Source organism: Myxococcus stipitatus DSM 14675, from assembly GCF_000331735.1.
Taxonomy (GTDB): domain Bacteria; phylum Myxococcota; class Myxococcia; order Myxococcales; family Myxococcaceae; genus Myxococcus; species Myxococcus stipitatus.
The window spans coordinates 5,907,411-5,921,832 of the sequence record NC_020126.1; the positions used below are offsets into that span (position 1 = coordinate 5,907,411).

Below are 14,422 nucleotides of genomic sequence, written 5' to 3' on the forward strand. Positions count from 1 at the left end.
CGACCTTGCCCTTCGCGGGGCAAGGCGCTTGTCATTTGAGGAGCTTGGCTTCGCTGGCGGGCGGGGCCCTGCTAGAAGGGGCCCACGTCCCACCTAAGGAGCCTTTCGCTTGGCCCACGGTACCCCGCCGGTCGTCGACGAGCGTGTCCCGCTCGCGCAATCGCCCGAGTCCCCTCTGTACACACCGTTCATTCCCCCGACCCAGTCTCCCACGGAGATGACCCTCCGGGCCCTGTTGTTGGGCTCCGTGCTGGGCATCGTGTTCGCGGCGTCGTCCGTGTACCTGGCCATCAAGGTGGGCCTCACGGTGTCCGCGTCCATCCCGGTGGCGGTGCTCTCCATCGCCATCTTCCGGGCGATGGGCAAGTCCAACATCCTGGAGAACACCATCGTCCAGACGACGGGCTCGGCGGGTGAGTCGCTGGCCTTCGGTGTGGCGGCCGCGCTCCCGGCGCTGCTGCTGCTGGGCTACGACATCAGCCTGACGCACGCGTTCCTCACGGCCGCGCTGGGCGGCGTGCTGGGCGTGCTGATGATGATTCCGCTGCGCCAGGGCCTCATCGTCCAGGAGCACGGCAAGCTCCCCTACCCCGAAGGCACCGCCAGCGCGGACGTGCTCATCGCGGGCCAGGAGGGCGGCACCAACGCGCGCACCGTCATCATCGGCTTCCTGGTGGGCGGCATCTACAAGTTCGCCTACTCCGGCATGAAGCTGTTCCGCGAGGTGCTGAGCACGCCGCTCAAGGGCCTCAAGAGCGCCACCCTGTCGACCGAGGTGAGCCCGGAGCTGCTCGGCGTGGGCTACATCATCGGCCCGCGCGTGGCCGCCATCACCTTCGCCGGGGGTGTGCTGAGCTACCTCATCCTCATCCCCGCCATCTCCTTCTTCGGCAGCGGGCTGGACAAGCCGCTCCTGGTCCACACCGGGACGCTCATCCGGGACATGTCGCCGGACCAGATTCGCAACGCCTACGTGCTGTACATCGGCGCGGGCGCGGTGGCGACGGGCGGCCTCATCAGCCTGATCCGCTCGCTACCCACCATCATCGGCGCCTTCAAGCGGGGCGTGGAGTCGCTCAAGGCCTCGCGCGCGCACGGCGGTGTTCCGCAGATGCTACGCACCGACCAGGACCTCCCCATCACCGTGGTGCTGGTGGGCAGCGCGCTGCTGGTGCTGGCCATCTGGCTGGCCCCGCCGCTGCAGGTCAACTTCATGTCGGCCCTGCTCATCATCGTCTTCGGCTTCTTCTTCGTGACGGTGAGCGCGCGCATCACGGGTGAGATTGGCAGTTCCTCCAACCCCATCTCCGGCATGGTGGTGGCGACGCTGCTGGTCACCTGCCTCGTGTACCTGCTGATGGGCTGGACGAGCTCCGAGGACCGCTTCATGGCCCTCACCACGGCGGCCATCGTCGGCATCGCCGCGTCCAACGGTGGCACCACCGCTCAGGACCTGAAGACCGCCTTCATCGTCGGCGGTACTCCCAAGCGCCAGCAGATCGCCCTCTTCGTGGGCGTGCTCACCAGCGCCATGTTCATCGGCCTGGTGCTGGTGACGCTCAACCGTGGCGCCACCGTGACGATTCCGGAGCCGCACCCCGGCGTGACGGTGACGGAGATGACGCAGGAGACGCGCACCCAGTACACCTTCCCGTGGGCGGTGTCCGCGGACGCGCTGGCTTCTCGCGGCCTGGACGAAGCGGCGCTGCGCAAGGCAGCGTGGGCCCAGGGTTATGACCTGGCCTCGAACGGCGGCGCGATGGAGCTGCGCAGCTGGCGGCAGGTGAGCGCGCAGGACGTGGGCGCGGTGACGTTGAGCCCCACGGGCGGCTCGCAGGTGAAGGTCGCGGACCTGGGCGGCGTGACGCAGGGCCCGGAGCGCACCTTCAAGGAAGGCTTCGTGCGCGGCGCGGACACCCCGGTGCCCGCGGGCAAGTACCTGGTCGATGACGCGGGCAGCATCCAGTACGTCGTGGACCCGGGCATCGGCGGCCGCATCAGCACCTACGAGGGCCAGGCGCTCACGCGCTACGCGGCGCCCAAGGCGCAGCTCTTCTCGCTCATCATCGACGGCATCCTCACGCAGCGGCTGCCCTGGGACCTGGTGCTCCTGGGCGTGTTCATCGCGCTGATGCTGGAGCTGTGCGGCGTGTCCTCGCTGCCCTTCGCGGTGGGCGTGTACCTGCCCATCAGCAGCAGCGCGCCGCTCTTCGTGGGCGGCATGGTGCGCTACTTCGTCGACCGCGTGCGCGGCGGCGAGTCCGACTTCTCGCCGGGCACCCTGCTGTCCTCCGGCTACATCGCCGGCGGCTCCATCGCGGGCGTGCTCATCGCCTTCCTCGAAATCGTCACGGACGGCGCCGGCTCTCGCGCCATCAACCTGCCGGCGCTGCTGGGTCACGAGGGAGTCATCGGCGGCTTCTTGAACACGGTGGGCGAGAGCGAGCTGGCGCACCCGGTCTGGTCCAACATCTGGGGTCTGCTCTTCTTCGCGGGCATCACCCTGTTCCTGCTGCGCTCCGCGCTCAAGGGACAGAGCGCCGCGCCGTCGACGCCCCACGGGAAGTAACGCGACACCGGACGGCGCTCCCCAGGGGCGCCGTTCTCACCTGGATGTCATCGAGGCGGCGTGGGGCAACCCCGCCGCCTCGCTGTTCTTCCACCCGCAACGCCGCCCGCTCAGAGCGGGGCAATGGAAGCGGGCACCTGCTGCTCCGGGCTGACGCCACGCGGCATCTCCGCGCACACGTACTCGGTGCGCAGCGGCATGACGAGGCCCACCGTCGCCACGGTGACGAGCGCCCCCCACCACGGCGAGAACACGTCCACCCGGGAGACACCGTGGCGGCACTCGGATGCCGTCACATGGGGCGTCGTCAGCCCGAAGAACAGGCTCATCCCGGTGCGAGTCTCGGGCAGGCCATCCCGGGGGGCCCCTGTCCTCACACTCGTCCGAAAGCACCCCGACAACCCCACCACCAACATCCCACAGGCCATGACTCGCAGCATGGGCTCCACGCTCCTCGCGATACACCAGCCCGTGAAACATACCTGGGAAATCCTGGACGACCGTGTCGTGCTGGCCCCAGGTCCTCCAAGCGCGCGGAGTTCCACGTGTCACCGGCTGGGGTGCGAGAGGAAATCGCGGTAGGCTGGTGCTACCGCCCGAGCGGAGTGTTGCAAACGCATGGCCCAGCCCCAAAAGACCCAGGATGCGAGCACGGAGGCGGAGCAGTCTCCGGAGGTCCGCGAGAAGGTGGAGATGGCGCGCACGTTCGCCTTCCATCTGCTCAAGGGCATCAAGCAGATTGGCATGTACCGCCACAACGAAGCGCGCTTCCCGGAGTTCCTCGGCAAGGCCCTGGAGTCCATCGCCCAGTTCACGGAGAAGTTCGGCCCCCTGTCGCTGAAGGTGGAGCAGCAGAACCTGATGCTCCACGGCGAGACGCTCTTCTCCGAGGACACGCCGCTCCCCTACAAGTTCTACCGCGACGGCATCCGCCAGCTCATCTTCCGCACCGGCCTCACGGTGGAGGAACTGGTGACCTTGACGCTCATCGCCCTGTCGGAGCCCGAGCGCGGCGCCGACGACGTGCTGGCCCAGTTGTGGCGCGCGGGCATGGAGCACGTCGAGTACGTCGTGGTGGAAGGCTTCTCGATGGACAACGCCAGCGAGGAGGAGGTGCAGGTCGAGGTCGACAAGGTGGTCGGCTATCTCTACTCGCGGCTGCAGACGAACTCGGATGACTACCTGCGCTTCGCGCGTGTGTCCGCGGAGGACCTGGACTCGAAGCTGGAAGGCGTGGAGCAGATTCGCGGCCTCGTCGTCTCCGGGCGCCACGCCTCGGATGAGCTGAAGGCGAAGCTCCAGCGCGAGGTGATGGAGGAGGAAGGCTCTCGGCTGTTCCCCAAGCTGGTGAGCGCCGTCTTCCAGGTGGTGGAAGGTGGCGTGGAGGACGGCACGCTGCTCGAGGAGATCTTCGTGCAGCTCCTGGACATGCTCCTGCTCCAGGACGACTTCGGCACCGTCAACCAGATTGTCCTGAAGCTGCGCGCGCTCTCCCAGAAGGAGGCAGGTGCGTCGCTCTCCAAGCTGCTCGACTCCTTCCTCCACAGGATGGGCGAGGAGCAGCGACTGATGCGCCTGGGCGAATCGCTCAAGGGGGCTCGGCCCAAGCACCCCGCGGACGTGACGCGCTATCTCCAGGCTCTGAGCCGGGACTCCATCATCCCGCTGCTCACCGTGCTGGAGACGCTCGAGATTCCCGAGAACCGCGCGCTCTTGTGCGACGTGCTGGCCACCTTCGCGCGAGACATGCCGGAGCCCTTCGTGGCGAGGCTGACGTCGGAGCGTCCACAGACAGTGCGCGACATGGTGTACGTGCTCGAGAAGAGCAACCACCCCGAGCGCATCAAGATGTTCGGCCAGGTGCTCAAGAGCCCCAACCTCGTCGTGAAGCTGGAGGTGCTGGGCATCATCGGCCGCGGGCGTACGGGCGAAGCGCGCCGGCTCGTCACCGAGGCCCTGACGGATACCGTCTCCCAGGTGCGCATGCTGGCGGCTCGGCTGCTGCCGGAGTTCGACCGGGACAAGGCCTTCTCGGACCTGATGCGAATCGTCCGCGAGCCGGGCTTCGAGAAGCGCACGCCCGATGAGCGCGCGGCGTTCTACACGGCGGTGGGCGCCACCGGGACTCCCGGGGCGCTCTCACACATGCAGCAACTGCTGACGGTGAAGCCGTCCCTGCTCAACCGGAAGCGGGTGCTGGATGACAAGCTGCTGGCCGTCGCGGGCCTGGCCGGCGCGTGCTCCATCCAGAGCTACAAGATGTTGCAGGTCCTCATCGAGGACCGCACCCAGCCAGTGGACCTGCTCACCGCGGCGCGCAAGGCGATGTACCAGACGCGCAAGACGCTGTTCGGCGATTCGGCGCTCCCCGAGGAGGCGTAGTCCATGGCCGACAACCTGAAGGTCACCCAGAGCCAGGACGAGAACACCAACGAGTTCGGGCGAGAGCACAACGAGAAGCTGCAAGCGCTCTCGCGCTCCATGGTGGCCGGCCTCTACATGCTGGTGCGCTCCGTGAAGATGTATGACCCGGAGAACGCCGTCTTCCAGAAGCCGCTGCACCAGCTCCAGGACATCATCAATCAAATCATCGGCAAGGAAGGTCGACTGGAGCTGGTGGGCGTCAAGGACTCCTTCTACCTGAACAGCATGCTGGTGAAGGTGGACCTGAACTCCATCGAGAACCAGCGCTACCTCCTGACGGAGATGCGCGCCAAGGACGTGGGCGGCTTCACGCTCACCAAGCCAGTGACGGTGCCGGAGCTGAAGAACTTCGTCTGGATCTTCAGCAAGGAACAGTCGACGACCACCGAAGAAGACGGGCTGGCGGGTCGCAAGCTGCTCAACATGCGCGTGGCCAAGTTCTCCAAGCTCAAGGAGAAGTTGGACAAGGACATGAACGACCCGGGCGACCTCAAGGTGGATCGCAAGAAGTACGCGATGACCATCTACGCCCGCTCGGTCTTCTTCCTTACGAAGTACCTGGAGTCGGTGCGCGCCGGGAAGCCCATCAACGCCTCCAAGGCGCTGCGGCTGGTCCAGGACTTCGTGGACATCAGCTACGAGCAGCGCACGCACTTCCTGGGCATGACGACGATGCGGCGCGAGGACGACTACCTCGTCTACCACCAGGTCAACGTCGCCCTGATGTGCATCGTCTTCGGCGCGGAGCTGGGGCTGACGAAGCCGCAGCTTCGGGACCTGGGCTACATCGCCCTCTTCCACGACGCGGGCATGACGACGCTGCCGGAGGAGCTGGCCACCAAGCGTGGGGCGCTGACGCCGGAGGAGCGCGTGGCGGTGCAGCGCGCGCCGCTCATCTCCGTACGGAACATCCTCATGGAGAAGGGCTTCAGCCGCTCCACCCTGCTGCGCGTGGTGACGACCTTCGAGCACAAGACGGACTTCGGTACCGCCGTGCGCGACTCTCGCGGCAACATCCAGATGATCATCCCCAAGACGAACCTGGGGGTGTACGCGAAGGTCATCGCCATCTGTGACGCGTACGACGCGCTCACGTCCAAGCGGCCGTACCGTGACGCCTACGGTCCGGAAGTGGCGCTGATGCTGATGTGGACGGAGATGCGCAACAAGTTCGACCCCGAGCTGCTCGAGGTCTTCATGCGTGTCATGGCCATCCAGCCCATCAAGGTGCTGTCCAAGCGACAGCAGTCACTCAGCGTTTCCGGGCTATAGCCATCCTCGCGGAGGGCCGCGCCTTCGCGCCGGCCACTACTCCCGAGGCCGAGCCTTCGCCGTAGCGGCCTCTACTTCCAAGGCGGCGCCTTCGCTGCGCCCTCTTCGTCCAAGGCCGCTCTTTCACTTGCGGCCTCTACTCCGAAGCGGCCTTCTTCGAGACGGGCTTCTTCGCGGAAGCCTTCTTCGCGGCGGCCTTCTTCGAGACGGGCTTCTTCGCGGAAGCCTTCTTCCCAGCGGCCTTCTTCCTCGCGGGAGCCGTCGGCGGTGTCACGGACAGGGCATCGGGGCCTCGCAGCAACGCGAGCGCGGCGTTGAAGTCGTCGGGCACAGGGGCTTCCAGCGCGAGGTGCTTGCCCGTGCGCGGATGCGCGAACGCCAGACGCCACGCATGCAGGGCCTGCCGTCCCAATCGCTCCTGTGCGGCGCCCGCCTCGCCCTTGGGCTTTCGGCCCACCCCGTAGAGCGTGTCGCCCAGCAACGGATGACCCGACTCAGCCAGGTGCACGCGAATCTGGTGCGTGCGGCCCGTGAGCAGGTCCACCTCCACCAGCGCGGCGCCGTCGAAGGACTCGAGCACACGGAAGAGCGTGATGGCGGGCTTGCCCTCGCGCACCTTGCCGGTGAAGCGCTGGCGGTGCACGGGGTGGCGGCCATAGAGCGTCTCGATGCGCCCTTCCGCCGGAGGCGAGCCATGAACCACGGCGAGGTACGTCTTGGTCACCTCGCGACCCTTGAAGGACTTCTGGAGCGCGACGAGGGCCTGCTCGTTCTTCGCCACCACGAGACAGCCCGTGGTGTCCTTGTCCAGCCGATGGACGATGCCGGGGCGAAGCTCTCCGCCGACCCCCGCCAGGTCCTTCACCCGGTGCAACAGGGCGTTGACCAGCGTCCCCGACGCATGACCCGCGCCTGGGTGCACCACCATGCCCGCCGCCTTGTCCACGACCACGAGGTCCTTGTCCTCGTGGAGCACGGCGAGCGGAAGCTCCTCGGCCACCGGAACAGCGGCCACAGGCGCAGGGACATGGAGGGTGAGGGATTCTCCACCGCGCACGCGCATGGCCGCCTTCACGGACCTGCCGTCGACGAGCACATGCCCATCGTCGATGAGGCCGCGAATGCGGGAACGCGTCAGGTCGGTGAAGACGCCTGCGAGATACTGGTCGATGCGCTCACCGCGGGCTTCCGGCGGGGCGCGATGCTCTCGGGTGTCGGGCGCTGCCACGTGGGCGGACTACCAGATCTTCGACTTCACGTGCGCCTTGGAGCGCAACACGATGTCGTTGACGGCGCGCTCGAAGAAGTTCGCCGTCGTGTAGACTTCCTGGCTGACGCGGCTCTTGTAGAGCTCACGGCCCTCCTCGAGTTCCTCCTTGAGGACCTCGAAGAGGTTGTCCTGCTCGATGCCCTTGATGATCTTCTGCTCGTTGTAGAGCGAGATATCCGAGGCAATCGCACGGGCGAGCCGCATCGCCTTGATCTTTTCCTCGTCCGTCATCGTCCTCCCTACATAGGCACCGCTCGGAGGGGAGTCAACTTTCCTTGTGGTGTGAGCGTCGGCCGACAGCCCGCCGGGGCGCCTTTAGCGCTTGCCTGACTTCTCAGAAGCCAAGGCCAGATAGCTCTTGGACACCCGGAGCGGATCCAGCCCCAGCTCTCGCGCCAGGTTCATGAGGATGCCGCGCAAGTAGACCTGCGCGGGGAGCGCCGTGTAGCGGTCCGCTTCGACGTTCTCCAGATGACGCGATGAGATACGGGTCCGGTCGGCCACCTGATGCAGCGTGTAGCCCCGGGCTTCGCGGACCCGGCGCAGCAGCTCGCCATTGAACTCGGCGTCGGAGGGAATGTCCGGGAGGCGGGGACGAACGTCACGTGTCCGCGCCGCGACCTGCCCCGTCGCGGGCTCCGCCGAGGAGAGACCTGCCTCACCCGAACGCGCTTGAGCGGCGGTGCTCGAACCGCGCTCTGGCGTCGAGGCGACGACGATGGACGTGGAGGGCTCCGTGGGCGCGGGCCCACGCGCGGCGCTGGCGGTGGAGGGGCTCGCCGCCACCGAGGGCTTCTGCGCTTCTGCGACCACGGGCGCGGCGGGGCTCTCGACAATGGGGGACGAAGGGGTGGCGCTGGTCGGCGCGGCCTCCGGGGACTTCGGCGTCTCGGCGACCTGGCTCGAGGGCGCGGCGCCCGTGGGACTCGCGACCGCCGTTTCCGCGGGGGTCGCGCTCACCGACGCCACGTCCGACGACTTCGCCGGCTCCGTCGCGAGGGGCGCACTGCCCTTCCCCTCCGTCGCCACGTCCAACGACTTCGGCACTTCGGCGGCGGGAGCCTCACTCCCCTTCCCCTCCGTCACCGCGTCCGACGGCTTCGCCAGCTCGGTCGCGAGGGGGGCACTGCCCTTCCCCGCCACCACGCCCGATGACCTGGGCGCCTCGGTCGCAAGGGGCTCTCTGCTCTTCCCCTCCGCCACCTCGTCCGACGACTTCGCCCCCTCGGTCGTGAGGGGGGCACTGTCCTTCCCCGCCACCACGCCCGATGACTTGGGCGCCTCGGTCGCAAGGGGCGCACTGGCCTTCCCCTCCGCCACCACATCACTCGCGGCGGCGGACTCCACGGGAGGCGCTTCGACGGGCGCCTCGCGCTTCGAGGGAGCCTCGGCCGGCGTCGTCACCTCGGGGCTCGGCTCACTCGGAGCCTTGGCCACGGGGGACGCCTCGGGCCGCACCAGCGCGGCCGGCACATCCACGAGCCCTCCGCCAAGCGGCGCGACCTGCAGGGAGCTGGTCACGTACGACAGCGAATAGCCGCTGACGAAGCTCGCGCGGAACGCCTCGGGCCCGGTCAACACGGGCGCTTCGGCGGCCTTCTTCGCTTCCTTCGCCGAGACCTCGGAGGCCCCCGCCGCGCTCGCCAGGGCCTCGGCCGCGCGGGCCGTGGGGCTCGGCGCGATTCCCAGGTCCTTGTCGTACTCGACGCGCAGGTCGCTGTCCGTGAGGATTTCCATCGCCTCGGTCATCCGGGCGCGGAGCGCATCCACCTGATCCGACTCCACCAGCGCATACACCGCGATGGAGTCTGGAGCATACAGCTCCATCAGCCGCGCATATGCGGCGCGGATCTCCTCCATCTGAGCGGTGACTGGGACCTCCAGGAGTTCGTAATAGGTCTGCTGCGCGAAGGGCTTCATGGGGAAGAGGGGTCGGGTATTCCGTCGAGTGCGAGCAAGCGCGAGGCGATGCGCTGAATGGCGGTGGCGGCCGGGGAGTCGGGCCGTTCAATCAACACGGGGCGCCGCTTACGCACCGCGCGCCACGCCTCATCGTCATACCGGATGGCCCCCAGGTCATCCATGTCGATCCCAAAGAACTTCTTCCACGCCGCCGCGACGGCTGCTCCCACGTTCAGGTCCGCGTCCGTCCGAGCCTGGTTCACCACCAACCGGATGCGGAAAGCAGCCAGCGCTCCTTCGAGTCGCTGCGCACCCACTGGGTCCTTCCGCCGCACCTGCTCGAGCACATCGTGCAGCGTGCGCAGCGAGCCCTCCCGCGTCGTGAGCGCGCTGTCCACCATGTCCTGGAGGCCATACTCCGCCTCCATCTGCTGGAGCCTGCGGAAGAAGGCCGCCTTCGCGAAGCGGTACGCGTTCTCCACCGACGTGGGCTCGGGCAGCACCACCAGGAGCCCGTGGTCCGCCATGATGAAGAAGTCGATGGTGTTGAAGCTCGTCCCCGCGCCCAGGTCCAGGATGAGGTAGTCGGCGGACGCGCCCATCAACGTCTTCAGCAGCTTCTGCTTCTGGGCGTACTTGAGGTTCGCGGCGTCCAGCGCATCCTGCGCGCCGGCGATGAGCGACAGGCGCGGCACGCCCGTGGGGACAATCACATCCTCCAACCGAGCCTTGTTGCGCCGCAGGAAGTCGGACAGCGTCGCCTCCGGCTGTCCCACGCCCAGGCAGGTGTGCAGGTTCGCACCGCCCAGGTCCGCGTCCACCAACAACACGTTCGCTCCGGACTGAGCCAGCGCGACGCCCAGATTGGCGGACACCATCGACTTGCCGATGCCCCCCTTGCCGCCCCCCACCGCGATGATGCGGCGGGGTCTTGCGCGGCGGCCCAACCCTGGAGGCCCTGGGACCACTGGCTCAGGAGTGGTTCCCAGGGCACGGGCATCTGCCTGGGGCGTTCGCGTCGGCTTGGACATGGGCAGTCGCATCAAAGCCCGTCCTACTGCCCGAGTCGACTCCCCGCCAATCCGCGGCCGGTCAGCCGATAATCCCCACACACGCGCAGGACTGGCTGCCGTCACACGCCGCGCCGGCCTCCGTCTCACACCGGCTGTCACCGCAGCATCGGACCGCCGGCGAGCACGCCTGCCCCATCGCCGAGCAAGTCGCTCCCGACAGGCACGTTCCAGACGTACTTCCTCCCGGGATGTTGCAGCTCAACCCGATGCAACAATCCGCCGCGGATGTGCACACACTCCCCTGCGGCTGACACGACTGCGGCGCCTGGCAGCTCCCTCCCGAACAAACTCCAGAGCAACACGACGTCCCAGAACTACAGGACCGCCCGTTGGGAACACAGACCGGGCCCGCGTCGGAACCACCGGAGCCCGTATCGGTGCCGCCATCCGAGCCCCCGACGCCACCATCCGGCGTCCCCGGCCTGACGACACACGCGAAGGTCAGCTCTCCCACCGCGAGACACTGCGTGCCCGCGCAGCACCGGGGCTGCTCCGGGTCGCACTGCGTGCCCACGGGCTCGCAGGCGGTCGGGTGCTGACAGGTGAAGCCCCCATCTCCGGGCAGACACAGGTTGCCGCCGCAGCACTGGTCGCTGAACTGGCACGTCGTGCCCTCCGCGATGCAGCACCCTTCCTCACCGGTGTAGCCCGTGGGGCATTGCGCCGGGCACGTCCCGCCGGGGCAGCCGCCGAAGCACCGAGGCACCCCCGACGAGTCCACCTTGCACACCGCCTTCTGTCCATCACAGCAGGCCTGGCGAGCGTTGACGTCGATGACACCGCCGTCGGGCAACATGCCATCTCCACAGATGTTGCCCACCGGGTTGCAGCCATTGGGCTTGTCACAGCGGTTCTCGCGACAGTCCACCGCGTTGGCCACCTTCTCGCCGCCGCAGCACGCGCCATCACTGGAGCAGTAATCCCCCGTGGGGCGGCAGCCGCTCACGGGCTGACACACCGTGGCGCCATAGCCCAGGTCCACGCAGGTGCGCGTGCAGCAGTTGCTGTCGCTCGCACAAGGATTGCCGTCCTGGACGCAATTGCCAGCACCACCACCGCCCACGGCCACGCATCGCCCCGGAGTACCCGTGCCATCCTGCGAGCACACGCCGCCGCAGCAGTCCTCGTTGCGCAGGCACAAATCATCATTGGCCTGGCAGGAATACGCGGGCTTGCAGATGCCCGCCTGGCAGTTGGTGGAGCAGCACTCCGCGCCGGAAGCACATGCCTGTCCGGGCACCTTGCACGACGAGGTTCCCGCGGGAAGCACCGCGCACTTGCCGTCACCACCGCACAGCTTCGTGCAGCACTCCTCCGCCTTGGAGCAGGCACCGCCCACGTCCAGACATTGGAGCGAGGAGCACGTGCCGCCCAGACAACTCTGGGTGCAGCAGTCGATGCCGCTGGTGCAGGACTCGCCCGCGGGGATGCACTGCTCGCTGGAGACAGGACACGTCCCCGCTTCCGTGCAGGCCCCCGTGCAACAGGAGGCGCCGCCGGTGCGACTGCAGGCCACTCCGACGTCGAGACATTGCGAGCCCGGCCCCCCATCGGGAGGAGAGGTCCCCGCGTCTACGCCAGGCCCCTCGGGCTTGCGCGGCGGCCCGTCGTTCTCGGTACAGCCCGCCACGGACAAAGCCATGGCCATGCCCACCAGCATCAGCCAGCGGTACGCATTCATGTGGAGTCTCCCTGCCGGACCGGTGCCTTATCCATCCGGGGGAGGGGCAGACCGGCCACGAGTCAGCGCGTGTGCTCGTCGCGCACGACGGAAGGACCCGGTGGCGCGCCTGGCGGCCACGCGTCGGGTGTCATGACTCCGGCAGTGAGGCTCCGCGCCCTACTCGTCCAGCAATTCCACGTTCCAGTACGACGCGTCCGCCAGGTGCAGGAAGGGCAACCACTCCTGATACGTCACCTTGCGCGTGGCGCCTCGGAACAGCGGCGTCCAGCGAGGCCTCACGGGCTTCTTGAGCAGCCTCATGTCGGCCTGCTCCGGCGTGCGGCCCCCCTTCTTCAGGTTGCACGGGACACAGGAGCACACGACGTTCTCCCACGTCGTCTTGCCCCCCTGCGTGCGAGGCATCACATGGTCCAGGTTCAGCTCGCTGCGCGGCAGGTTCTTCCCGCAGTACTGACAGGTGTCCGCGTCGCGCGCGTAGATGTTGAGCCGGGAGAAGCGCACCCGTCCCCTGGGGAGATGGTCATACGCGCTGAGCACCAGCACCCGGGGAACGCGGATGGTCCGGTTGATGGTGGTGATGCAGTCATTGGTGGCGCTCAGCGCCGCCCAATCGTCGAACTCATAGAGCCGGTACTGCGCGTCGATGGCCTTGGCGACGCCCTGATACAGCAGCGAGAAAGCCCGCTTCACCGACGTGACGTGCACCGGTTGGTAATACCGGTTGAGGACGAGGACGGCGCTGTTGATCATGGTGGTTTCCCGGGACTTGCGGCCGCCACCGCTTCGGCGACCGACCTGAGCTCCTCCTCCGCGAGACACCGGACGTCGAGAACCACCTCGCCATCCGCTATCCTGCCAATAACCGGCGTTCCTCCGCCGCGCAGGCGTTCGAGGAATACTTCCGGCGCACCTACGTTGAGGATGCACGCGAAGGAAGGCAATCGGGCCAGCGGCATGGAGCCCCCGCCCACCTGTCCCACCACCCCGTCCACTCGGGCACTCACACCCTGCTCGGTCAACAAGCCCTGGAGCCGCCGCGCGCGAGCGCGCAGCTCCTCTGGCGTCTGGACGAGCAGCCTGTACGTGGGGACGGCGTCTGGCCTGCCATCCCGATACAGCTCCAACGTGGCCTCCAGCGCGGCCACTGTCATCTTGTCGACTCGCAGCGCCCGCATGAACGGATGCGCCTTGATGCGCGACACCAGCGCCGCGCGCCCCACCACCACTCCCGCTTGAGGGCCTCCCAGGAGCTTGTCCCCGGAGAAGGCCACCACGTCCGCCCCGGCCGCCACCACCTGGCGCACCGTGGGCTCATCCCCCAGTCCCTCGCCCGTCAGCGGCACCAGCGCCCCCGAGCCCAGGTCCTGGAACACCGGCACCCCTCGCTTCAACCCCAGCCCGGCCAACTCCGCCACGCTGGCTTCCTCCGTGAATCCCACCACCGCGAAGTTGGAGCGGTGCACCTTCACGAGCAGCCCCGTGTCCGCGCCAATCACTCCCGCATAGTCCGCGAGCCGCGTGCGGTTGGTGGTGCCCACCTCCACCAGCTTCGCTCCCGACTGGCGCATGACGTCCGGCACCCGGAAGCCCCCGCCAATCTCCACCAGCTCTCCGCGCGAGACGACACACTCGCGCCCCGACGCCAACGCGGCCAGCACCAGCAACACGGCCCCGGCGCAGTTGTTGACGACCAGCGCGTCCTCCGCGCCCGTGAGCCGCCGCAGCAAATCCACCAGGGGGGCATACCTGCTGCCGCGCTCCCCTTCGTCCAGGTCGTACTCGAGGTTGGAGTAGCCCCGAGCCACCTCCACCACCCGAGCCATCGCCTCCGGCGCCAGCGGCGCACGCCCCAGGTTGGTGTGCAGCACCACCCCCGTGGCGTTCAGCACCGAGCGAAGCCCGGGCGTCGCCAACGTGCGCAGGGCCTCCCCGACGTCCGAGTCCTCGAAGGAGCGAGCGTCCCCTTCGAGCAAGCGGGCGCGCACCCGGTCCACCGCCAGCCGGAGCGCGGAGACCGCTCGGGCCCGCGGGACGCCCGCGAGAAGCGGCTCCAGCGACGGCCGCCGCAGGAGCTGCTCGATGGAGGGGAGTGCGCGCAGCAGCGCGTTCTTCCCGCCGTCTACGTTGTTCGACGGTGGGCCCACGCCGGCGAGTCTAGGAGACCCGCCCCCTGATATCCAAGCGAGGGGGCGGTGTCAGACAGGTGACGACCGCCTCACGCTCGCGGG

At 68.0% G+C, this 14,422-nt stretch carries 10 protein-coding genes; 3 read left to right on the plus strand and 7 right to left on the minus strand.

The genetic code is table 11. The features are described 5' to 3' along the window. The first annotated feature begins 109 nt into the window (after window positions 1–109). Window positions 110–2,569, plus strand: a complete 2,460-nt coding sequence (locus MYSTI_RS22690; protein WP_015350129.1) for an OPT family oligopeptide transporter — start codon at window positions 110–112, stop codon at window positions 2,567–2,569. A 110-nt stretch (window positions 2,570–2,679) separates the two neighbouring features. Here the strand turns inward: MYSTI_RS22690 and MYSTI_RS22695 are convergent, their stop codons facing one another. Further along, entirely contained in the window at window positions 2,680–3,009 is a 330-nt protein-coding gene (locus MYSTI_RS22695) for a hypothetical protein (RefSeq protein WP_015350130.1), read from the minus strand. A 178-nt stretch (window positions 3,010–3,187) separates the two neighbouring features. Here MYSTI_RS22695 and MYSTI_RS22700 point away from each other — a divergent pair, with 178 nt between their 5' ends. Together MYSTI_RS22700 and MYSTI_RS22705 are read left to right on the plus strand one after the other, a co-directional pair. Continuing rightward, window positions 3,188–4,951, plus strand: a complete 1,764-nt coding sequence (locus MYSTI_RS22700; RefSeq protein WP_015350131.1) for a HEAT repeat domain-containing protein — start codon at window positions 3,188–3,190, stop codon at window positions 4,949–4,951. A gap of 3 nt (window positions 4,952–4,954) precedes the next feature. Next, entirely contained in the window at window positions 4,955–6,265 is a 1,311-nt protein-coding gene (locus tag MYSTI_RS22705; RefSeq protein ID WP_015350132.1) for an HD-GYP domain-containing protein, read from the plus strand. A 136-nt stretch (window positions 6,266–6,401) separates the two neighbouring features. Here MYSTI_RS22705 and MYSTI_RS22710 read toward each other — a convergent pair whose 3' ends face one another. From MYSTI_RS22710 to selA, 6 genes are all read right to left on the minus strand, one after another. Further along, complete coding sequence (locus MYSTI_RS22710) at window positions 6,402–7,493, minus strand: RluA family pseudouridine synthase (RefSeq protein WP_015350133.1); 1,092 nt, start codon at window positions 7,491–7,493, stop codon at window positions 6,402–6,404. A gap of 9 nt (window positions 7,494–7,502) precedes the next feature. After that, complete coding sequence (locus tag MYSTI_RS22715) at window positions 7,503–7,766, minus strand: gliding motility complex assembly protein RomX (RefSeq protein WP_015350134.1); 264 nt, start codon at window positions 7,764–7,766, stop codon at window positions 7,503–7,505. A gap of 84 nt (window positions 7,767–7,850) precedes the next feature. Further along, window positions 7,851–9,455: a helix-turn-helix domain-containing protein gene (locus MYSTI_RS22720; protein WP_015350135.1), complete on the minus strand. Its 1,605-nt coding sequence runs from the start codon at window positions 9,453–9,455 to the stop codon at window positions 7,851–7,853. Beyond that, window positions 9,452–10,405 (minus strand): P-loop NTPase, encoded by a 954-nt coding sequence (locus MYSTI_RS22725; RefSeq protein WP_044281164.1) that lies wholly within the window; start codon window positions 10,403–10,405, stop codon window positions 9,452–9,454. The genes MYSTI_RS22720 and MYSTI_RS22725 overlap by 4 nt, the downstream gene beginning before the upstream one ends. Window positions 10,406–12,350: 1,945 nt before the next feature. Next, on the minus strand, window positions 12,351–12,944 hold the full coding sequence (locus MYSTI_RS22730) for an HNH endonuclease (protein WP_015350138.1): 594 nt from the start codon (window positions 12,942–12,944) through the stop codon (window positions 12,351–12,353). Further along, a complete protein-coding gene (gene selA, locus MYSTI_RS22735; protein ID WP_015350139.1) occupies window positions 12,941–14,338 on the minus strand; it encodes an L-seryl-tRNA(Sec) selenium transferase in 1,398 nt (465 codons plus the stop codon). Before selA ends, MYSTI_RS22730 begins: the two co-directional genes overlap by 4 nt. Window positions 14,339–14,422: the final 84 nt, after the last annotated feature.